This is a genomic window from Streptomyces endophytica, assembly GCF_026153355.1.
Taxonomy (GTDB): Bacteria; Actinomycetota; Actinomycetes; order Streptomycetales; family Streptomycetaceae; genus Streptomyces; species Streptomyces endophytica.
Genome location: NZ_CP110636.1, coordinates 868992 through 889884, shown reverse-complemented (window position 1 = coordinate 889884; position 20893 = coordinate 868992). Strand labels below are relative to the sequence as shown.

Genomic DNA, 20893 nt, shown 5'->3' with positions numbered 1-20893 from the left:
GCGCAGGTCAGCGGTGCTGTGTACGGGCTGGGGCGGCCTTTGTCGCCCCGGCCCCGTACCATGGGGTGAGGCCGTGGCGTCTTCATGCCCGGCGGGCGCGCGTACCGGTCCGTACGCGCTGCCATCCACGATTCCGGGAGAAGCACCGCTAGTGCCCACGCGCCACGACATTCGTAACGTCGCCATCGTCGCCCACGTCGACCACGGCAAGACGACCCTCGTCGACGCCATGCTGAAGCAGGCCGGCGCGTTCGCCGAGCACGCCGCCGAGAAGCTCGACGACCGGATGATGGATTCCAACGACCTGGAGCGTGAGAAGGGCATCACGATCCTCGCCAAGAACACGGCGGTGAAGTATCACCCCAAGGACGGCGGGGAGCCCATCACGATCAACATCATCGACACCCCCGGCCACGCCGACTTCGGCGGTGAGGTCGAGCGCGGCCTGTCGATGGTCGACGCGGTCGTCCTGCTGGTCGACGCCTCCGAGGGCCCGCTGCCCCAGACCCGCTTCGTGCTCCGCAAGGCGCTCGCCGCCCGGATGCCGGTCATCCTGTGCATCAACAAGACCGACCGCCCGGACTCCCGCATCGACGAGGTCGTCAACGAGACCTACGACCTCTTCCTCGACCTCGACGCGGACGAGGACCAGATCGAGTTCCCGATCGTCTACGCCTGCGCCCGCGACGGCGTCGCCTCGCTGACCAAGCCGGAGGACGGCACGGTCCCGGCCGACAGCACCAACCTGGAGCCGTTCTTCTCCACGCTGCTGGAGCACGTCCCGGCGCCCGAGTACGACGACGCCGCCCCGCTGCAGGCGCACGTCACCAACCTCGACGCGGACAACTTCCTCGGCCGCATCGCGCTGCTCCGCGTCGAGCAGGGCGAGCTGCGCAAGGGCCAGAACGTCGCCTGGATCAAGCGCGACGGCACCATCTCCAACGTCCGCATCACCGAGCTGATGATGACCGAGGCGCTCACCCGCAAGCCCGCCGAGAAGGCCGGCCCGGGCGACATCTGCGCGGTCGCCGGTATCCCCGACATCATGATCGGCGAGACGCTGGCCGACCCGGAGAACCCGATCGCGCTGCCGCTGATCACGGTCGACGAGCCCGCGATCTCGATGACCATCGGTACCAACACCTCGCCGCTGGTCGGCCGCGGCGGCACCGGCAAGGGCGCGGACGCCAAGGCCGCGGTCAAGGACCGCAAGGTCACCGCCCGCCAGGTCAAGGACCGCCTCGACCGCGAGCTGATCGGTAACGTCTCGCTCCGCGTCCTGGACACCGAGCGCCCCGACGCCTGGGAGGTGCAGGGCCGCGGTGAGCTGGCGCTGGCCATCCTGGTCGAGCAGATGCGCCGCGAGGGCTTCGAGATGACGATCGGCAAGCCGCAGGTCGTCACCAAGCAGGTCGACGGCAAGACCTACGAGCCCGTCGAGCGCATGACCATCGACGTGCCCGAGGAGCACATGGGTGCCGTCACCCAGCTCATGGGCGTCCGCAAGGGCCGGATGGACAACATGTCCAACCACGGCTCCGGCTGGGTCCGCATGGAGTTCGTCGTCCCCTCCCGCGGTCTGATCGGCTTCCGTACGGAGTTCCTGACCAACACCCGCGGCACCGGCATCGCGCACTCCATCCACGAGGGCCACGAGCCGTGGTTCGGCGCGCTGCAGACCCGCAACAACGGCTCCCTGGTCGCCGACCGCTCCGGTTCCGTCACCGCCTTCGCGATGACGAACCTCCAGGAGCGCGGCGTGCTCTTCACCGACCCGGGCACCGAGGTGTACGAGGGCATGATCGTCGGCGAGAACTCCCGCGCCGACGACATGGACGTCAACATCACCAAGGAGAAGAAGCTCACCAACATGCGCTCCTCCTCGGCCGACTCCTTCGAGGCGATCGTGCCGCCGCGGAAGCTGTCGCTGGAGCAGTCGCTGGAGTTCTGCCGCGACGACGAGTGCGTCGAGGTGACCCCGGAGGCCGTGCGCATCCGCAAGGTCGTCCTGGACCAGAAGGAGCGCGGGCGCACGGCGTCGCGCGCGAAGCGGTAACCCGTCTTCCACACGTACTCGGCTCTCCCGCCGCGGTGGTACCTCGGCGGGCGTCGAGTGTCGGGTGCGGTGCCGCTCCTCCGGACTTCGTCCTGCGGCGCGGCCCCTCCCCGTGAGTGGGTGAAGTGAGGCCGGTGGGGGTGCATGTGATCACTTGCGTGCACCCCCACCGGCCTTTTCCTTGCCTCCGATGGCGAGACGGTCGAAGGCGTGGCGGCAATCGGAGTAGCGATGACCGCCGCCGACGTGCGCTACATCCCGGTTTGCGATCTTATGTGGGCTAGGCCTGATCGCGGATCTGAGGAGGCGTCATGCGCGGACGCGGGCGCGTGCAGTGGGGGGCCTGCGCCCTCGCCGCGGCCGTCGCGCTGACGGCCACCGCCTGCGGGGGCGGAGGCGCCGGCCAGGCCGGTGTGGTCAGTGCTTCCTGGGGGGATCCGCAGAACCCGCTGGAGCCGGCGAACACCAATGAGGTCCAGGGCGGGAAGGTCCTGGAGATGCTGTTCCGGGGGCTCAAGCGGTACAACCCGAAGACCGGCGCGGCGGAGAACGTGCTCGCGGAGCGGATCGAGACGCCGGATTCGCAGAACTTCACGGTGACCCTGAAACCGGGCTGGACCTTCAGCAACGGGGAGAAGGTCACCGCCAAGTCCTTTGTCGACGCCTGGAATTACGGGGCGTTCATCGGAAACAAGCAGAAGAACGCGCCGTTCTTCCAGTACATCGACGGCTTCGACCGGGTGCATCCGGAGAACGGGAAGCCCACCGCCCGGACGCTGTTGGGGCTGGTGGTCAAGGACGACAAGACCTTCACCGTCCGGCTGAACCAGAAATTCTCCAGCTGGCCGGACACCCTCGGCTATTCCGCGTTCATGCCGCTGCCCCGGGCGTTCTTCACCGACCATGACGGCTGGCTGCACCAACCGGTGGGGGACGGGCCGTATCTGGTGGACTCCTACGAGAAGGGGTCCGTCATGCGGATGCGGAAATGGGGGAAGTACCCGGGAAGTGATCCGGCGCGCAACGGCGGGATCGATCTCCGGGTCTACACGGACAACAACACCGCGTACACGGATCTGCAGGCGGGGAACCTCGATCTCGTGGACGATGTGCCGGCCTCGCAATTGCGGCACGTGAAGTCGGATCTGGGCGGGAGATACCTCAACCAGCCGGCCGGGATCATTCAGACGCTCACCTTTCCGATGTACCGGAAGGAGTGGTCGCGGCCGGGGTCGGACAAGGTGCGGCGGGGGCTGTCGATGGCCATCGACCGGAAGCAGATCACGAAGGAGATCTTCGAGAACACCCGCACCCCGGCGACCGACTGGACCTCGCCCGTACTGGGCGCCGACGGCGGCTACCGGGCCGGGCTGTGCGGTGCGGCCTGCGAGTTCGACCCGGCCGGGGCACGGCGGCTGATCAAGGAGGGCGGGGGACTGCCGGGCGGCCGGATGACCCTCACGTACAACGCGGACACCGGGTCGCACAAGGACTGGATCGACGCGATCTGCAACAGCATCAACCGGACGCTGGGCAACGACCGGGCCTGTGTGGGCGATCCGGTCGGTACCTTCGCCGACTTCCGGAACAAGATTTCGGCGAAGGCGATGACCGGGCCGTTCCGGGCCGGCTGGCAGATGGACTACCCGCTGATCCAGAACTTCCTGCAGCCGTTGTATTACACCAACGGCTCCGCCAACGACGGAAAGTTCAGCGACCGGCGGTTCGACAAGCTGGTCGACGCGGCGAACGCGGCGACGGACCGGGCAAAGGCCGTGGCGACGTTCCAGGACGCGGAGAAGATCCTCGCGCAGCAGATGCCGGCGATCCCGCTGTGGTACCAGAACGGCAGTGGCGGCTATTCGGAACGGATCAGCCATGTCGCGCTGAATCCGTTCAGCGTGCCGGTCTACAACGCGATCACGGTCAACTGAGCGGAAAAGAGAGGCGGGGCGCGTATGGGACGTTATGTGGTCCGACGGCTGCTGCAGATGATCCCGGTGTTCATCGGCAGCACCTTCCTCATCTTCTTCATGGTGTACGCCCTGGGTGATCCGGTCGCGGCCATGTTCGGCGACCGGGCACCGGACCCCGCCACCGCCGCGCAGATCCGCCGCGACCTCTATCTCGACCAGCCACTGGGAAAGCAGTACCTGCACTACATGGGCCAGATCTTCCAGGGGAATTTCGGCACCGCGTTCAACGGGCAGTCGGTCACCGAACTCATGGCGTCCGCCTTCCCCGTGACGCTCCGGCTGACCCTGGTCGCCATCGTGCTGGAAATGCTGGTGGGCATCACGCTGGGGGTGTTCAGCGGGCTGCGGCGCGGCCGGGGCACCGACACCAGCGTGCTGCTGCTGTCGCTGATCGTGGTCTCCGTCCCGACGTTCGTCAGCGGCTATCTGCTGCAGTTCGTGTTCGGTGTGCGGTGGGCCTGGGCGGCGCCCTCCGTCGCCCCGGAGGCGCCGCTGAACGAACTGCTGCTGCCCGGACTGGTGCTGGCGCTGGTCTCGCTCGCCTACGTGACCCGGCTGACCCGTACCTCCATCGCCGAGAACGTCCGCGCCGACTACGTCCGCACCGCGCACGCCAAGGGCCTGCCCCGACACCGCGTCATCACCCGGCACCTGCTGCGCAATTCGCTGATCCCGGTCGTCACCTTCATCGGCACCGACATCGGCGCCCTGATGGGCGGCGCGATCGTCACCGAACGGATCTTCAACATCCACGGCGTCGGATTCCAGCTCTACCAGGGAATCCTGCGGCAGAACTCGCCGACCGTGGTGGGCTTCGTGACGATCCTGGTGCTGGTCTTCCTGCTCGCCAACCTCCTCGTCGACCTGCTGTACGCCGTCCTCGACCCGAGGATCCGCTATGCCTGATCCCTACGTCCCCAAGGAAGCCATCGGCCACGGCGACGGCGGTACCGCCGCGCTGGCCATCGGCGAGGCGGAGTCGCTGGAGCGCCGCCCGTCCGCCGCACCGCCGTTCGCCGGCCCGCCCGGCGCCCCCGTCGGCAAACCCCGCAGCCTGTGGAGCGACGCCTGGCACGATCTGCGCCGCAACCCGGTCTTCGTGCTCTCCGCGCTGGTCATCGTCTTCCTGGTGGTCATCGCGATCTGGCCGCAGCTGATCGCCACCGGCAACCCCTACCGCGCCGACCTCGCCAAGGCCCAGCAGGGCTCCCAGCCCGGCCACCCCTTCGGCTTCGACACCCAGGGCCGGGACGTCTACACCCGGGTCGTCTACGGCGCCCGGGCCTCCATCACCGTCGGCGTCTGCGCCACCGCCGGCGCGGCCCTGCTCGGCAGCCTGCTCGGCGGGCTGGCCGGGTTCTTCGGCGGCTGGGGCGACACCCTGCTCTCCCGGCTCGCCGACATCTTCTTCGGCATCCCGGTGATCCTCGGCGGCCTGGTCTTCCTCTCCGTCGTCACCAGCACCACCGTCTGGCCGGTGGTCGGCTTCATCGTGCTGCTCGGCTGGCCGCAGGTCTCCCGGATCGCCGCGGCTCGGTCGTCACCGCGAAGCAGAACGACTACGTCCAGGCCGCGCGGGCACTCGGCGCCGGCAACGGGCGGCTGCTGCTGCGGCACATCGCGCCCAACGCGGTGGCGCCCGTCATCGTCGTCGCCACCATCGCGCTCGGGACGTACATCGCGCTGGAGGCGACGCTGTCCTATCTGGGCGCGGGCCTGAAGCCGCCGACCGTCTCCTGGGGCATCGACATCTCCACGGCCTCCGCCTACATCCGCAGCGCCCCGCACATGCTGCTGTGGCCCGCGGGCGCGCTGAGCATCACCGTCCTGGCCTTCATCATGCTCGGCGACGCGGTGCGCGACGCCCTCGACCCCAAGTTGCGCTGAGGAGACGGCAGATGACGAACGACGGGCACGGCGGGGAGGGCGGCGGGACGGCCCTGCTGGACGTACGGGACCTGACGGTGGAGTTCCGGACCCGGGACGGGGTGGCGCACGCCGTGAACGGCGTCAGCTACCGCGTGGCGGCGGGGGAGACCCTGGCGGTGCTCGGCGAGTCCGGCTCCGGCAAGTCCGTCACCGCACAGGCCGTGATGGGCATCCTCGACTCCCCGCCCGGCCGGGTGACCGGCGGGCAGGTGCTCTTCCACGGCCGGGACCTGCTGACGCTGCGCAGGGAGGAGCGGCGCCGGATCCGCGGCGCCAAGATGGCGATGATCTTCCAGGACGCGCTGTCCGCGCTGAACCCGGTCCTCAGCGTCGGGGCCCAGCTCGCGGAGATGTTCCGGGTCCACGAGGGGACGTCCCGCAAGGAGGCCCGCGGCCGGGCCGTGGACCTGATGGAGCGGGTCGGCATCCCCGCCGCCCGGGCGCGGGTGGACGACTACCCGCACCAGTTCTCCGGCGGGATGCGCCAGCGCATCATGATCGCCATGGCGCTGGCCCTCGGCCCGGACCTGATCATCGCGGACGAGCCGACCACCGCGCTGGACGTCACCGTGCAGGCCCAGGTGATGGACCTGCTCGCCGAGCTGCAGCGCGAGCTCACCATGGGACTGATCCTGATCACCCACGACCTCGGGGTGGTCGCGGACGTCGCCGACACCATCGCGGTGATGTACGCGGGCCGGATCGTCGAGACCGCGCCCGTCCACGCCCTCTACCGCGCGCCCGCCCACCCGTACACCCGCGGCCTGCTGGAGTCCATCCCGCGGCTGGACCACAAGGGCCGCCGGCTGCACGCCATCAAGGGCCTGCCGCCCAGCCTGACCGCCATCCCGCCGGGCTGCCCCTTCCACCCGCGCTGCCCGCTGGCCCAGGACATCTGCCGCACCGACCCGCCGCCGCTGTACGACGCCGGACCCGGCCGGGCCAGCGCCTGCCACTTCTGGAAGGAGACCCTCGATGGCGCCCGGTGAACCCCTCCTCGAAGTGCGCGACCTGGTCAAGCACTTCCCGCTCACCCGGGGCGTGCTCTTCCGGAAGCAGATCGGCGCGGTCAAGGCCGTCGACGGGGTCTCCATCGACCTCCGAAAGGGCGAAACGCTCGGCGTGGTCGGCGAATCGGGGTGCGGGAAGTCCACCCTCGCCCGGCTGCTGGTCGGCCTGGAGCGCCCGACGTCCGGCCGGATCCACTACCGCGGCGAGGACATCACCGCCCTCTCCGGCCGCGCCCTCACCTCCGTGCGCCGCAACATCCAGATGGTCTTCCAGGACCCCTACACCTCCCTCAACCCCCGGATGACGGTCGGCGACATCGTCGGCGAACCGTACGAGATCCACCCGGAGGCCGCCCCCAAGGCAGACCGCCGCAGGCGGGTCCAGGAACTCCTCGAAGTCGTCGGGCTCAACCCGGAGTTCGTCAACCGCTACCCGCACCAGTTCTCCGGCGGCCAGCGCCAGCGCATCGGCATCGCCCGCGGCCTGGCACTGCGCCCGGAGATCATCGTCGCCGACGAACCGGTCTCCGCGCTGGACGTCTCCGTCCAGGCCCAAGTGGTCAACCTCCTGGAGCAGTTGCAGGACGAGTTCGACCTCTCCTACGTCTTCATCGCGCACGACCTGTCCGTCGTCCGGCACATCTCCGACCGGATCGCCGTGATGTACCTGGGCCGGATCGCCGAGACCGGCACCGACGAGCAGATCTACGACCACCCCACCCACCCCTACACCCAGGCCCTGCTCTCCGCCGTCCCGGTCCCCGACCCGGAGGCCCGCGCGCACCGCGACCGCATCCTGCTCAGCGGCGACGTCCCCTCACCCGCCGACCCGCCGTCCGGCTGCCCCTTCCGCACCCGCTGCTGGAAGGCCCGCCAGCGCTGCGCCGAGGTCGTCCCGCCGCTCGACGTCCCGCCGGAATTCCGGGAGTCGACCGGACCGGCACACCACGCCTCGGCCTGCCACTTCGCGGAGGAACGGCACGTCGTGCCGAGCGAGTAGCCGGCGCCTCAGGCCCGGACGCCGCCGCGCACGACGGCCAGATACGCGCCGATGGCGTCACGGTTGCGGCACAGGGTCTCGATGCGTTCGGTCATCCGGTCCCGCTCGTGCTCCAGCGTGGCGAGCATCTCCGGGGTCGCGTCCGGGAAGTGGATCGCCCGGGACCGTTCAGACAGGGCAGGATCTGCCGGATGATCCGGGTCGGCAGCCCGGCGTCCAGCAGGCCCCGGATCTGTAGCACCCGGTCGACGGTCGGCTCGTCGTAGGCGCGGTAGCCGTTGGCGCAGCGGTCCGAGACGATCAGCCCCTGCTCCTCGTAATAGCGCAACAGCCGCCGGGGCGTGCCCGTGCGCTGCGAAAGCTCCCCGATCCGCATCGGCCCCCACCTCCTGTGGAAACGACAGCGCCGCCGTGGCGGGGATCATTCCCGCCACGGCGGCGCAGGGCCGTCGCGTCCGCGTTACTCGGAGCTCTCCGACTCCGCCGCGGCCTCCTCGATGGCCGCCAGCGCCGGGTCCAGGACGATGTCCTCGTCACGGGCCGCGGTGGTCGGCTCCTCGGGGAAGTGGCAGGCCGTCAGGTGACCGTCGGCGTTGCCGTCGAGCTGGAGCAGCGGCGGCTCCTCCGTCGCGCACTTCTCCTGCGCCTTCCAGCACCGGGTGCGGAAGCGGCAGCCCGAGGGCGGGTTGACCGGCGAGGGCACGTCACCGGCGAGGCGGATGCGCTCGCGCTCCTCCTCCTCGCTCTCCACGAACTTGGCCTCGGGCACGGCCGAGAGCAGCGCGTGGGTGTACGGGTGGCGCGGCCGGTTGTAGATCTCGTCCCGGCTGCCCACCTCGACGATCTTGCCGAGGTACATGACCGCGACCCGCTCGCTGAAGTGCCGCACGATCGCCAGGTCGTGGGCGATGAACAGGAACGCGATGCCCAGCTCGCGCTGGAGGTCCTGGAGCAGGTTGACGACCTGCGCCTGGATGGACACGTCGAGCGCGGAGACCGGCTCGTCGGCGACGATCAGCTTCGGCTCCAGGGCGAGCGCCCGGGCGACGCCGATGCGCTGCCGCTGGCCGCCGGAGAACTCGTGCGGGAAGCGGTTGTAGTGCTCCGGGTTCAGGCCCACGGTCTCCAGGAGTTCGCGGATCCGCTTCTCCCGGCCACCGGGCGGGTTGATCCCGTTGATCTCCATCGGGCCGCCGATGATCGTGCCGACCGTCTGCCGCGGGTTGAGCGAGGCGTACGGGTCCTGGAAGATCATCTGGATCTCGGAGCGGATCGGCTCCAGCTGCTTGCGGCCGGCGTGGGTGATGTCCTGGCCCTGGTAGGTGATCTTGCCGGAGGTCGGCTCCATCAGCCGGGTGAGCAGCCGTCCGGTGGTGGACTTGCCGCAGCCGGACTCGCCGACCAGGCCGAAGCTCTCCCCGGCGTGCACGGTCAGGTCGACGCCGTCGACGGCCTGCACCGCGCCGACCTTCCGCTTGAACGGGAAGCCGCCGTAGATCGGGAAGTGCTTGGTCAGGCCCTCGGCGGTGAGCAGCGGCTCGCCCTTCGCGGGCACGGCGTCACGGGGCGCGGGGAGGGTGACGTTGTCGGTCATGGTGGTCGCTCCCTAGCCCAGCCGGGGCTTGATCTGCTCGATGAAGAAGGTCTGCTTCTGCTCGGCGCTCAGGTGGCACGCGGCGGCGCGGCCCGGCGCCAGCGGCGGCCGCTCGTCGGTGCAGCTGCTGCCGCCGACCTCGCCGGTGAAGGCGCAGCGGGGGTTGAACGGGCAGCCGGACGGCGGGTTCAGCAGGCTCGGCGGGGAGCCCGGGATCGGGTGCAGTGCCTCGCTGACGTCCGAGGAGAGCCGCGGCATCGAGCTGAGCAGGCCCCAGGTGTACGGGTGCCGGGGCTCGGTGAGGATCTCCTTGACGGAGCCCCGCTCGACCGCCCGGCCCGCGTACATCACCAGGAGCTTGTCCGCCGTGTTGGCGACCACGCCGAGGTCGTGGGTGATCAGGATGATCGCGGAGCCGAACTCCTGCTGGAGGTCCTTGAGCAGGTCGAGGATCTGCGCCTGGACGGTGACGTCGAGGGCGGTGGTCGGCTCGTCGGCGATCAGCAGCTGGGGGTTGCAGACCAGCGCCATGGCGATCATGGCGCGCTGGCGCATACCGCCGGAGAACTGGTGCGGGTAGTCGTCCACCCGCAGGTTGGGCTGCGGGATGCCGACCTTGGTCAGCATCTCGATGGCGCGCTGCCGGCCCTCGCGCTTGCTGGCGCCGGTGTGCTTCATGAACGGCTCGGCGATCTGCCGGCCGACCGTGTAGTACGGCGACAGCGCGGTCAGCGCGTCCTGGAAGATCATCGCCATCTTGTTGCCGCGGAGCTTCTCCAGGGTCCGCTCCTTGGCCCCGGTCAGCTCCTGGCCGTCCAGCATGATCTCGCCACCGATCTCGGTGGCCTTGGGGTTGTGCAGGCCCAGGATCGCCAGGTTGGTCACCGACTTGCCGGAGCCCGACTCGCCGACGATTCCGAGCGTTTCGCCGCGTTCCAGATCGAAGGAGAGACCGTCGACCGCCTTGACGATGCCGTCCTCGGTGGAGAACCGCACGTGCAGATCACGGACGGACAGGAAGGGGTCGGACCCGGCCGGCACGGTGGTGCCTTCGGTCTTGGTGAGTGTGGTCACTTCAGGCTCTCCTAGGACAGGCGCACGCGCGGGTCGATGAAGGCGTACGTCGCATCCACGATGATGTTGAACACCAGGATCAGGGCGGCGCTGAAGACCAGCACGCCCAGGACCATGGGCAGATCAAGGGTGATGACGGAGTCGATCGCGAGCCGGCCGACGCCGGCCAGCTGGAAGGTGAACTCGGTGATCATCGCGCCGCCGAACAGCGAGCTGAGGTCCATGCCGAGGATCGTCACGATCGGGATCAGCGAACCGCGCCAGGCGTAGCGCAGGAAGACGTAACTGCTGGACATGCCCTTGGCCTTGGCCGTCCGGACGTGTTCCTCCTGCAGCTGCTCGATCATCGTCGAGCGGGACATACGGGTGTACTGCGCGGTGAAGATGGTCGCCATCACGACCCACGGGAGCAGCAGGCCCATGAACCAGCCGGCGGGGTCCGAGGTGAAGTTCACGTACTTGGGCGAGTCCATGAGGCCGCTGTACACGAACAGACCGAGCGCGATCGGGCCGAGGATGTAGATCTGCGCCGAGCTCAGCACCATCGAGATCGAGGTGAGCACCTTGTCGATCAGCGAGCCGCGCTTGTAGGCGGCGAGCAGGCCGGTGCCCAGACCGACGGTCAGGAACACCGCGGCACCGCCGATGGCCAGCGAGGCGGTGGTGGGGAGCCGGTCGATCAGGGTGGACCAGACGTCCTGCTTGGTGGCGAAGGAGTAGCCGAAGCAGGGGGCGCTGCAGTGGCCGATGGAGTAGTCCCGGCCGGCGAAGATGCCGACCAGCCAGTCCCAGTACTGGGTGGTCAGCGGCTTGTCGAGGCCGAGGTTCTGGTGGATCAGCGCGATGTTGTCCGCGGTGCAGTTCTTGCCGCAGGACATCGCCGCCGGGTCACCGGCGCCGAAGAACACGAAAAAGGTGAAGGCACTGAGCAGGACGAGGATGACAACAGCGCCGAACGTCCGGCGAAGTAGGAATTGAAGCATGGCAGTTCGCTGCTCTCAGGACGGCGGCGGCAGTGGGCGTGAGGGGTGGCGGACGAAGACCCCGGAGGGCGCGCGTTCCGCCGTGTGCGCGCTCTCCGGAGTGCCTTCGTCAGGCGATTGCCTGCAGGGCAATCACTCCTGTTACTTCTTCAGGAACAGCGTGTTCGGGTCGAGGTAGCTGACATCCAGGTTGTAGCGGATGCCACCGACGTTCGAGCCGTACAGCTGGAGCACCTTGGTGTAGAAGGCCGGCGCGGCCGGGTTGACCTTCTCCACGATGTACTGGTGCAGCTTCTGCCACTCCTCGGTCGCCTTCTTGACGTCGGTGATCTCGGAGATGCGGGCGATCTCGGAGTTCACGTGCTTGTCGTTGACGTGGGAGTAGTTCGAGGCGCCGTCCTGGATCGTGGTGCCGTCGTACGACGGCGGGATCACGGTCGAGGCGTCCGGCCAGTCCTGGCCCCAGCCGGTCATGTAGATGTCGAAGCCGTTGTCGACCTTGCCCATCTGCTCGTACCAGGAGGCCGCGTCGACCTCCTTCTTCTGCACGTTGAAGCCGGCCTTGGTCAGCGCGTCCTCGATGGCGACGGCTTCCTTCTGGCGGGACTCGGTGTTGGAGTAGGCGTAGACGAGCTTCATGCCCGTCTTGCCGGCCTCCTTGAGGAGCTTCTTGGCCTTCTCCGGCTCACCGTTGGGGTGCGAGAGCTTGCCGTAGGGGTCGTAGCCCTTCTTGTAGCCCGCGACGGTCGGGGCGAGCAGACCGCCGGCGATCTCACCGCCGTAGCTGCCGCCGTTGAGGCGGACGAGCTGCTGGTCCGGCAGCGCGTAGGTGATCGCGTCACGGATCCGCTTGTCCTTCAGGCGGTCCATGTTGAAGTTCATCTGCCAGACGTAGGGCTGGTAGCCCTGCACCATGCGCTTGCTGGCGCTGGCGTTGTTCAGCACGTCCTTGGTCAGCGTGGGGTCCACCGCGTTGGTGAAGCTCACCGCGTTCTTGGCCTCACCCTGGTCGGCCATCAGGCGCTTGGTGGAGTCCGACGCCTGGTGGTTGAAGGTGATGTTGAAGCCGTCCGGGTACTGGTGGTGGACCGGGTCGGTCTTCCCGTCCCAGTTCTTGTTGCGCACCAGCTGCATGGACTTGCCGGACTTGAACGACGCGATCTTGTACGGACCGGAGCACACCGGCGCCACGTCGTAGGCGTCCTTGGTGTCCTTGGCGCTGTCCGGGACCACGCTGTAGCCGGGCATCGTCAGCGCGTACGGCAGCTGCGACTGCGGCTTCTTGAAGTGGAAGATGACGGTCTTGTCGTCCGGCGTGTCCAGGACGCTCTTGGGCAGGTGGTCGCCCTTGTACGGACCGTCCGGCAGCGCCTTGCGGTAGGTGGTGCCGGCGCCCGACAGCCAGGTCTGGACGTAGGTCGGGCCGTCGGTGATGAACTTGGCGTACAGACGCTCTATGGAGTGGCGGATGTCCTTCGAGGTGATCGGCTTGCCGTCCTCGAACTTGATGCCGTCCTTGAGCGTGTACTTCCAGGTCTTGCCGCCGTCGGACATCTGGCCGGCGTCGGTGGCGAGGTCACCGACGACCTTGGCGTTGCCCTTGTCGTCCTGCTTGAAGGCGGTCAGCCCGCGGAAGATCAGCTGCGACAGCGCCTTCATGTCGCTGACGTACATCTGACCCGGGTCCAGGTGGTTGTAGCTGTCACGCTGGTACACGCGGATGGTGCCGCCGTTGCGGGCACCCTTGACGGCGACGGCCGGGCCGGTGGAGTCGGCGGCGGTGCCCATCGGGATCGTCTTGGCCTGGGCCGCGGCGTCCGCGTCGGTCTGCGCCTTGTCCTTGTTGTTGTTGCTGCCGCCGCTGCAGCCGGTGAGCGCGAGCGATCCGGCCGCGAGGGCCACGATCGCCGCGCGTGCTCTGCGCGTAGAAAGTGCGTTCATGGGGTTCCAAGCACCTGCCTGTCAGTTGGTGGGTCCAGATGTGCTGTCTGACGCATCCCGGGACAGGCCCGGACGGGTGGGGTGACAGCAAGCCCCCTCAAGCGGACGATCAGCGCCCGGACTTGGGATCGAAGGCGTCGCGTACCGAGTCTCCGAGCAGGTTGAAGCAGAGCACGAAGACCACCATGGCCACGGCGGGGATGAGCAGGAAGGTCGGGTCGTTCTCGTAGAAGCGCGCGCCCGCCTGGAACAGCGCACCCCAGTCCGGGGTGGGCTCGACGATGCCGACGCCCAGGAAGGACAGGCCCGCCTCCGCGGTCACGAAGAGGGGCAGCATGTAGGTGCCCTGCACCAGCACCGGAGTGACGACGTTCGGCAGCAGTTCCTTGCGGATGATCCGCCAGGGTGAGGCGCCGGTGATCTTCGCGGCCTCGACGAACTCCCGCTCGCGCAGGGAGAGCACCTGGCCTCGGAGCAGTCGGGCCAGACCCATCCAGCCCAGGGACCACTGCACGATGATCAGGGCGCAGACCCGCACATAGGTCGGGGTCTCGTCACCCGGCGGCACGAAGAGCGCCACCACGACCGGCATGAAGGCCACGAAGGTCAGCTGGCTCGGGAACGCCAGCAGGAAGTCGATCACGCGGCTGAGGAAATAGTCGGTCTTGCCGCCGATGTAGCCGGCGGTGATGCCGATGATGATGCCGGTGACCACGGTCAGCAGGGTCACCGCGACGGAGATGCCGAGCGACATCCGCATGCCGTAGACCAGCCGCATGAACACATCGCGGCCCAGCTGCGGCTCGATGCCGAACCAATGCTCCGGGGAGATCCCACCGTTGGGGCCGGCCGGATAGCCGAATTCATCGAGGAGATTCGGGTCGTCGCTGCCGTAGAGGGTGTACGGGTCCTTGCCGTACAGCGCACTGATCACCGGGGCCAGTGCCGCGATGACGAAGAAGGCGAGTACGACGATCGCGCAGATCATGCCGGTGCGGTCGCGCTTGAAGCGCGTCCACATCAATTGGCCGGGGGAACGGCCGACGAGCTCACCGCCCTTGCCCTTCTTTTCCTTCTTCAGGCCGCCGGATCCAAGTCCTGGGGTGTCGGACCTGTCAGCGGCGGTCTGGGATGGACTAGTCATCGCGAAGTGCCCCCGCGCCGAGTTCTCTTGGAACGTGAAGCGGTGTCGATTCGCACCGCTGGATGAGCGGACTTTCGCAAGTGATTTATGGCGGAGTCAAGGGGATCGGGTGTGCTCGCGAACAGGTCGTCTACTTCTTGAGCGAAGATTGCGCAGATTGACGCCAGTGCGTGCTTGACAACGGATTGTGATATACGACATGAGGGACAAATGCCCACCAAACGCTTTTACTTGAAGGTAACTTGACTGTCGCAACACCGATATACGGACGCGCCATGATGAACAACGTACGGCCGTGCGGGTGCCGTGTACCGGCCGGGACGCCAGGTGGCGGCCCGGCCGGTTGCCGTTTCGGGGCATTTCGTCCCCGCGGAGCGGCGGCCCGTCGCCGCACCTCGTCCCGGTCTGTTGTGCCCGCGCCGGTAGTGGAGTAGATCTGCGGTGGACGTCGCGTCCCCGCGGCGCCCGAGGCCACCCGGCACACCGACACGGACGGGGGACGGGTCGTGTCCACGGAGCGGGACAGCTTTCTCACCAACGGCAGGCGCCGCACGGCCACTTGGCTCTGCGTACTGCTCGCGCTGTCCGGCGCCGGCTGGATCGTCCGGGACCTCACCGTCGCCGGGCAGGGCGCGGACCTGTGGCGGCACTGGTGCGGCGCGGCCCTCCGCCCGGGCGGGGACACCGTCTGGGCCACCTCGGCCCTGGACCCGCTGCTGGTGCTCGGCGCGCCGGCGGCCGCGGCGGCCGTACGGCGCCGGGCCCCCGCCCCGGCCGTGGCCGCCGGCGCCCTGGGCTCCCTCGCGGCCGGCACCGCCCTGCTGCGGCTGCCGGTGCTGTGGACGGCGGCGGCCCGGCTGCCTGTTCCGGACGACCGGCTGCTGACCTGGACCCGGGCGACCGCCGCGGCTCAGCTCGTGGTGGCGGCGGTGCTGTGCGCGGTGGCGGCCGGTGCGGTCCGGCGGCGCGGGCGCCCGGGCCGGCCCGGCGGACGCCGTAGCGACGCCCTGCCGGAGGTGGCGTCCTCGGCGTACGGGGTCGTGCACGCGGTGCCGTACGGGGCGGACCCCGGCCCGGCGGGCCGCCCGTACAAAGGGCCGGCGGCCGTCGCCGGCCTCCTCCTGGCCGCCGCCGGACTGGCCCTGACGGCCCGGGAGGTCCACCACTGGGTACGGCTCGGCGGCGAGGCGTACGGCAGGCGGCTGACCGGCGGGACGGGCGCCGTACGGGCCCTGCTGGAGCCCCCGGCCGACTGGCAGACGGCGGTGCTGGCAGTGCTGGCGCTGGCCGTCGCGGCGGCCGCGTTCCGCCGGGCCGCCTGGGCCCGGCCCGCGGCGGCCGCCGTCGGGGCACTGCTGGCCGTGCACGGCGCGGTGGCGCTCGCCCTCGCCGTGCGCGCGGGGCAGTTCGGGCGGCTGGCGGTGCTGCCGGGCGGGGCCCAGCTCGGGCTCGCCGCGGCGGCCCTGTCGGCGGCCGCGGGCCCGCTCGTGCTGATCGCCGCGGCCCGGCCCGGCCTGCCGCCGCCCGCCGCGGACCCGGACGAGGTACGCGCCTACGGCTCCGCCCCGGGCGAGGCCCGGCCCCCGCACGCCCCGCCCCCGCCGACCATCCTCCCGCCGGGCTGGTGAACCACGGGGCGGGGCGGGGCGGGTGGGGCGAGCGGGACCTTAGGGGACGGCCGAACAGATCCCGTAGGGGACGCGTGCGCCCCTTCGGGGCCACAACGGGGCGGGGGTGCGGGGGTATTCCCGCGTCAAGGCGCCGACGGCGGAGCGGCGACCTCGGTCAGGTCCGCATCCCCAGTGACCGCTTGAGGAAGTCGACCTGGAGGAGCAGCAGGTTTTCGGTCACCTGTTCCTGGGGCGTCATGTGGGTCACGCCGGACAGCGGCAGGACCTCGTGCGGCCGGCCGGCGGCCAGCAGGGCCGAGGACAGCCGCAGTGAGTGGGCGACGACCACGTTGTCGTCGGCCAGGCCGTGCACGATCAGCATCGGGCGGTGCGGTTCCTTCGCCCCGGCCAGCCCCTCGTCCGTGACCAGCGAGTTCTCCGCGTAGACGGCCGGTTCCTCGTCCGGGTGGCCGAGGTACCGCTCCTGGTAGTGGGTGTCGTACAGCCGGAGGTCGGTCACCGGGGCGCCGACCACCGCGGCATGGAAGACATCGGGCCGGCGCAGCGCGGCCAGCCCCGCCAGATAGCCGCCGAAGGACCAGCCGCGGATCGCCACCCGCCCGAGGTCCAGAGGAAAGGATCCGGCCAGCGCCTGCAGCGCGTGCACCTGGTCGTCCAGGGTGATCTCGGCCAGCCGCCGGGAGACCGCCTTCTCCCAGCCGGGGGAGCGGCCCGGGGTGCCCCGGCCGTCCGCGACGATCACCGCGAACCCCTGGTCGGCGAACCACTGCGACGTCAGGTGCGCGTTGTGCGCGGCGACCACCCGCTGGCCGTGCGGACCGCCGTACGGGTCCAGCAGCACCGGCAGCGGACCGTCGCCCTCCGCGTAGCCGTCGGGCAGCAGCACCGCGCACGGGATCTCCCGTTCGCCGGCCAGGACCAGCCGGGGCCGGGCGGTGAGCGCCGGCTCCTCGGCGTACGAGCCGATCGTGGCGAGGGTCTTCTCGCCGCCGTCCGGATCCAGCCGGACCACGTCCACCTGGGTGCCGGGGCGCTCCAGCGACGTCTGGGAGAGCACCGTCAGCTCGCCGCCGCGCACCGCCGAGGACACCGTCGGGTACGGCCGGTCGCCCACCCGCTCCCAGCCGCCCTGGTCGCCGCTGCCGCGGAACCAGGCGCGGTAGACGCCGATGTCGTGCATGTCGGCGCCGCTCGCGGAGAACAGCACGTCCTCCTCGCCGATGTCCAGCACCGCCCGTACGTGCAGCGGCGCCCCGGTCAGCGGCCGGGCGCCGACGAACAGCTTGCGCGCGCCGCCCTCGTCGGCGATCCGCACCAGCCGGCCGTCCGGCGTCCAGGCCGGCACCCCGGGGAACGGCTCGACCCACGCCTCGTCCTCGTCCTCGTGCACCGTCCGGGTCGCGCCGGTCGCGGTGTCGACCGTCAGGTAGCGCTGGTCGCGCTGGTCCCGGGCCTGGACGAGGAGCAGCGGCGGGCCGGCCGCGGACCAGTGGACGCGGGCGAGATAGGGGTAGCGCGCGCGGTCCCAGTCGATGTCGGTGCGCGAGCCGTCCAGGCCGAACAGGGACAGCGAGACCTCGGCGTTGGCGGTGCCGGCGGCCGGGTACGCGATCCGGGCGGGCTCGCGGTCCGGGTGCGCCGGGTCGGAGATCCACCAGCGGCTCACCGGCGCCTCGTCCACCCGCGCGGCCAGCACCGCGTCGCTGTCCGGGGACCACCAGAAGCCCCGGTACCGCCCCATCTCCTCGGCCGCGATGAACTCCGCGAGGCCCCAGGTCACCTCGGGCCCGTCCGGCTCGGCCAGCACCCGGTCCGCCGCCCCGCCGCCGTCCGCCGTCGTCGCGCCGTCCACGGCGACCACCCGCAGCCGGCCCTCCGCCACGAAGGCGACGTGCCGGCCGTCCGGGGACGGCCGGGGGTCCACCACCGGGCCCGGCACCGGGAGTTCACGCGTGGTCCCGGCCCGCAGCTCGGAGACGAACAGCCGGCCGGAGAGCGGGAACGCCGCCAACTCCACGGCGGCGTCCGTGGCATAGCCCACGATGCCCGCCGAACTCTCCCGGCTGCGCTCGCGGCGGGCCCGCTCCTGCGGGGAGAGGTCCTCCTCGGCACCGGCCAGCAGGGCCTCGGGATCGGCGGCGGTGAACTCCCGCCCCTCGTCCAGGTCCAGCACCCACAGCCGCTGGCTGCGCTCGGTGCCCGAGGGAGAACGGAGGAAGACGATCCGCGCGGCGTCGGGGGAGACGGTGTAGCTGCGCGGGGCGCCCAGGGTGAAGCGCTGCGTACGGGCGTACTGCCGCGGAAACGAAGGCTGTCCGGTCATGGGCCGAGCCTAGGCGAGGTGTCCCCGGATCGGGCCGGTTCGGGAGCGAGGGATTGTCCGGCTCACCGCGTCGCGCTCGTGAAGATCGTGTGCGCCCCCGGTCTGCTTCCGTGCTCCGACTTATGCGCTTGGACGGAAAGTTATGATCCCTTGCGCGTAGTGGGTACGGGGTAAAGAGCCCTTGGCATACCCCGGTGTACGGGTCCGCGGCCGCGGTCCGTGCACCATCAACTCTGTTCGGGCCGTGGATACTTGGAGGTGAGCCGCCGTGGCACTCTCGATTTCGGCGGTGGTGCTGCTGGCGATCATCGTCTTCTTGCTCGTCAAGAAGTCCGGGCTGAAGGCCGTGCATGCCTTCGTCTGTATGTTGCTGGGCTTCTATCTGGCCAGCTCGTCCATCGCACCGTCGGTCAAGCAGCTGACGACGAACGTCGCCAGCATGATCGGCGGCATCAAGTTCTGAGCGGCGGGTCCTGAGCAGCGTGCCGGGCGGCACGTCCTGAGCGGTGCGTTCCGGCCGGTCCCCGGCCGGCGGGGCCCGAGCGTGGGGTGAGGGTGTCGGCGGCGGCTCGTAGGCTTGTCCGCATGACCGCGCACCCTCCCTCCGCCCGTCGTCTCCTGCTGGTCCACGCCCATCCGGACGACGAGTCGATCAACAACGGCGTGACCATGGCCAAGTACGCGGCCGAGGGCGCGCTGGTCACCCTCGTCACCTGCACGCGCGGCGAGGAGGGCGAGGTGATCCCGCCCGAGCTCGCGCATCTCGCGCCGGACCGGGACGACACCCTCGGCCCGCACCGCGACGGTGAGCTGGCCGCCGCCATGGCCGAGCTGGGCGTCACCGACCACCGCTTCCTCGGCGCGCCGGGCCGGTACCGCGACTCCGGCATGATGGGCGCCCCGCAGAACGACCGGCCCGACTCCTTCTGGCAGGCCCCGCTCGACGCGGCGGCCGCCGATCTGGTGGCCGTCATCCGCGAGGTCCGGCCGCAGGTCCTGGTCACCTATGACCCGAACGGCGGATACGGCCACCCCGACCACATCAAGGCGCACCGCGTGGCCATGCGCGGCGCCGAGCTGGCCGCGCAGGCGGATTTCCGGCCGGAGCTGGGCGGCGCGTACGCGATCGGGAAGATTTACTGGAACTGCAACCCCCGTTCCGTGGTCGAGGAGGGCTTCGCGCGGCTGCGGGCGGCCGGGCACAGCTTCCCCGGCGTGGCCACCGTCGACGACGTACCGGGGGTGGTGCCGGACTCCGAGGTCACCGCCTCGATTTCCGGCGGCCCGGAGCACGCCGCCGCCAAGGCCGCGGCGATGCGCGCCCACTACACCCAGATCGCGGTCGACGGGCCGTTCTTCGCGCTCTCCAACGACTTGGGGCAGCCGCTGTTCGGCACGGAGCACTATCGGCTGGTGCACGGCGTTCCGGGGGCGGTGGCCGGGGACCGGGAGGACGACCTCTTCGCGGGTATCGGCGAAATGGTGGGTATGGAGGAGAGTGCCCGGATTGAGGAGGCGGCGGAATGAGCACGGCGAAGGGCGGCAACGGCGGCGCGGCCGCTGACGGCGGCAAGGGCGGCAACGGCGGCAAGGGGGGCGCGGCCGAGGGGCAGCGGTCCCGCGCGGCGTCCGGCGGCGGGTCCGGGGTCCGCGGGGGGTCCGGCGCGCTCGCCGCATCCGCGGCCGGACCGGCACCGCTCACCCCCGGACGGATCGGCATATACGTACTGCTCCTGGTCGCGGGTGTGCTGGTGGCGCTGGCCGGGACGCTGGTGCAAGCCGCCTGGTTCCCGGGCGGATTGGTGCTGGCGCTGGCGGCCGTCGGCGGCCTCTTCTACGGCGGCACCCGGGCGAGTGGCACCACCGCCGGCGCGCTGGTGCCCGGCGCGGCCTGGCTGGTGACGGTGTTCCTGCTGCTGAGCGACGTCCGGCCGGAAGGCGACTTCCTCTTCGGTCCGGGCGCCGGCTCCTACGTCTTCCTGCTGGGCGGCATCCTGGTGGCTGTGATCTGTGCCACCGCGGCCCAGATGCGCACGACGGGCGTCCGGCCCGGCCGAGTTGGCGGATGACGTGGTGCATACCGGGACGAATGCCGCGCGGGTCCGGGTGAACGGCCCCGGCGCGGGGGGTTCGCCCATGGTGGCGGTGTTCGTAAGCTCCCCGGGTGTCCGCCCCGGCGGACAGTATGGTGGTGCGCGCCGTCGCGCCGCCCTGGGGGCACCCTCCGGTCCT

General features: G+C 70.2%; 15 protein-coding genes and 2 pseudogenes. 10 read left to right on the top strand and 7 right to left on the bottom strand.

Annotation, left to right across the window (positions count from 1 at the left end; genetic code table 11):
* Nucleotides 1–151 precede the first annotated feature (151 nt).
* The 6 genes and pseudogenes from typA (at nt 152) to OJ254_RS03935 (ending at nt 7971) form a co-directional block, all read left to right on the top strand.
* Complete coding sequence (gene typA / locus OJ254_RS03960) at nt 152–2056, top strand: translational GTPase TypA (RefSeq protein WP_265361275.1); 1905 nt, start codon at nt 152–154, stop codon at nt 2054–2056.
* Between the two features lie 311 nt (nt 2057–2367).
* On the top strand, nt 2368–3990 hold the full coding sequence (locus OJ254_RS03955) for a peptide ABC transporter substrate-binding protein (RefSeq protein ID WP_265361274.1): 1623 nt from the start codon (nt 2368–2370) through the stop codon (nt 3988–3990).
* Nucleotides 3991–4014: 24 nt separating this feature from the next.
* A complete protein-coding gene (locus tag OJ254_RS03950) occupies nt 4015–4938 on the top strand; it encodes an ABC transporter permease (RefSeq protein ID WP_265361273.1) in 924 nt (307 codons plus the stop codon).
* A pseudogene (locus OJ254_RS03945) lies at nt 4931–5919 on the top strand (ABC transporter permease). The gene OJ254_RS03950 and the pseudogene OJ254_RS03945 overlap by 8 nt, the downstream one beginning before the upstream one ends.
* An 11-nt stretch (nt 5920–5930) precedes the next feature.
* Entirely contained in the window at nt 5931–6950 is a 1020-nt protein-coding gene (locus OJ254_RS03940) for an ABC transporter ATP-binding protein (RefSeq protein WP_265361272.1), read from the top strand.
* Nucleotides 6937–7971: an ABC transporter ATP-binding protein gene (locus tag OJ254_RS03935; protein WP_265361271.1), complete on the top strand. Its 1035-nt coding sequence runs from the start codon at nt 6937–6939 to the stop codon at nt 7969–7971. The genes OJ254_RS03940 and OJ254_RS03935 overlap by 14 nt, the downstream gene beginning before the upstream one ends.
* Before the next feature lie 8 nt (nt 7972–7979).
* On the opposite strand, the pseudogene OJ254_RS03930 reads toward OJ254_RS03935, so the two are convergent.
* The 6 genes and pseudogenes from OJ254_RS03930 to OJ254_RS03905 all read right to left on the bottom strand — a co-directional run bounded on the left by OJ254_RS03930 (nt 7980) and on the right by OJ254_RS03905 (nt 14707).
* Nucleotides 7980–8347 (bottom strand): annotated as a pseudogene (locus tag OJ254_RS03930) (MerR family transcriptional regulator).
* An 84-nt stretch (nt 8348–8431) separates the two neighbouring features.
* Nucleotides 8432–9565 carry an ABC transporter ATP-binding protein gene (locus tag OJ254_RS03925; RefSeq protein ID WP_265361270.1) on the bottom strand — a complete coding sequence of 378 codons (1134 nt, stop codon included), beginning with the start codon at nt 9563–9565 and terminating at the stop codon, nt 8432–8434.
* 12 nt (nt 9566–9577) lie between these two features.
* A complete protein-coding gene (locus OJ254_RS03920; protein WP_265361269.1) occupies nt 9578–10639 on the bottom strand; it encodes an ABC transporter ATP-binding protein in 1062 nt (353 codons plus the stop codon).
* A gap of 11 nt (nt 10640–10650) precedes the next feature.
* On the bottom strand, nt 10651–11622 hold the full coding sequence (locus tag OJ254_RS03915; protein ID WP_265361268.1) for an ABC transporter permease: 972 nt from the start codon (nt 11620–11622) through the stop codon (nt 10651–10653).
* Nucleotides 11623–11763: 141 nt separating this feature from the next.
* Nucleotides 11764–13563, bottom strand: a complete 1800-nt coding sequence (locus tag OJ254_RS03910) for an ABC transporter substrate-binding protein (protein ID WP_265361267.1) — start codon at nt 13561–13563, stop codon at nt 11764–11766.
* A gap of 109 nt (nt 13564–13672) precedes the next feature.
* Nucleotides 13673–14707: an ABC transporter permease gene (locus OJ254_RS03905; protein ID WP_261955869.1), complete on the bottom strand. Its 1035-nt coding sequence runs from the start codon at nt 14705–14707 to the stop codon at nt 13673–13675.
* A 506-nt stretch (nt 14708–15213) separates the two neighbouring features.
* On the opposite strand from OJ254_RS03905, the gene OJ254_RS03900 reads away from it, so the two are divergent.
* Nucleotides 15214–16335, top strand: coding sequence for a hypothetical protein (locus OJ254_RS03900; protein ID WP_265361266.1), 1122 nt, complete (start codon nt 15214–15216; stop codon nt 16333–16335).
* Nucleotides 16336–16492: 157 nt separating this feature from the next.
* Here OJ254_RS03900 and OJ254_RS03895 read toward each other — a convergent pair whose 3' ends face one another.
* Entirely contained in the window at nt 16493–18661 is a 2169-nt protein-coding gene (locus OJ254_RS03895) for a S9 family peptidase (protein ID WP_265361265.1), read from the bottom strand.
* A 268-nt stretch (nt 18662–18929) separates the two neighbouring features.
* Here OJ254_RS03895 and OJ254_RS03890 point away from each other — a divergent pair, with 268 nt between their 5' ends.
* The 3 genes from OJ254_RS03890 (at nt 18930) to OJ254_RS03880 (ending at nt 20730) form a co-directional block, all read left to right on the top strand.
* Nucleotides 18930–19124 carry a hypothetical protein gene (locus tag OJ254_RS03890; RefSeq protein WP_030804865.1) on the top strand — a complete coding sequence of 65 codons (195 nt, stop codon included), beginning with the start codon at nt 18930–18932 and terminating at the stop codon, nt 19122–19124.
* Between the two features lie 122 nt (nt 19125–19246).
* The gene (gene mshB, locus OJ254_RS03885; protein ID WP_265361264.1) at nt 19247–20188 is read left to right on the top strand and encodes an N-acetyl-1-D-myo-inositol-2-amino-2-deoxy-alpha-D-glucopyranoside deacetylase; all 942 of its coding nucleotides are present in this window, start codon (nt 19247–19249) and stop codon (nt 20186–20188) included.
* On the top strand, nt 20185–20730 hold the full coding sequence (locus tag OJ254_RS03880; protein WP_265361263.1) for a DUF6113 family protein: 546 nt from the start codon (nt 20185–20187) through the stop codon (nt 20728–20730). Before mshB ends, OJ254_RS03880 begins: the two co-directional genes overlap by 4 nt.
* Nucleotides 20731–20893 lie beyond the last annotated feature (163 nt).

Coding starts and splice junctions, on each gene's coding strand:
- OJ254_RS03955 (WP_265361274.1), top strand. CDS start 2,368: ATGCGCGGACGCGGGCGCGTGCAGTGGGGGGCCTGCGCCCTCGCCGCG.
- OJ254_RS03950 (WP_265361273.1), top strand. CDS start 4,015: ATGGGACGTTATGTGGTCCGACGGCTGCTGCAGATGATCCCGGTGTTC.
- OJ254_RS03940 (WP_265361272.1), top strand. CDS start 5,931: ATGACGAACGACGGGCACGGCGGGGAGGGCGGCGGGACGGCCCTGCTG.
- OJ254_RS03935 (WP_265361271.1), top strand. CDS start 6,937: ATGGCGCCCGGTGAACCCCTCCTCGAAGTGCGCGACCTGGTCAAGCAC.
- OJ254_RS03925 (WP_265361270.1), bottom strand. CDS start 9,565: ATGACCGACAACGTCACCCTCCCCGCGCCCCGTGACGCCGTGCCCGCG.
- OJ254_RS03915 (WP_265361268.1), bottom strand. CDS start 11,622: ATGCTTCAATTCCTACTTCGCCGGACGTTCGGCGCTGTTGTCATCCTC.
- OJ254_RS03910 (WP_265361267.1), bottom strand. CDS start 13,563: ATGAACGCACTTTCTACGCGCAGAGCACGCGCGGCGATCGTGGCCCTC.
- OJ254_RS03905 (WP_261955869.1), bottom strand. CDS start 14,707: ATGACTAGTCCATCCCAGACCGCCGCTGACAGGTCCGACACCCCAGGA.
- OJ254_RS03895 (WP_265361265.1), bottom strand. CDS start 18,661: ATGACCGGACAGCCTTCGTTTCCGCGGCAGTACGCCCGTACGCAGCGC.
- mshB (WP_265361264.1), top strand. CDS start 19,247: ATGACCGCGCACCCTCCCTCCGCCCGTCGTCTCCTGCTGGTCCACGCC.
- OJ254_RS03880 (WP_265361263.1), top strand. CDS start 20,185: ATGAGCACGGCGAAGGGCGGCAACGGCGGCGCGGCCGCTGACGGCGGC.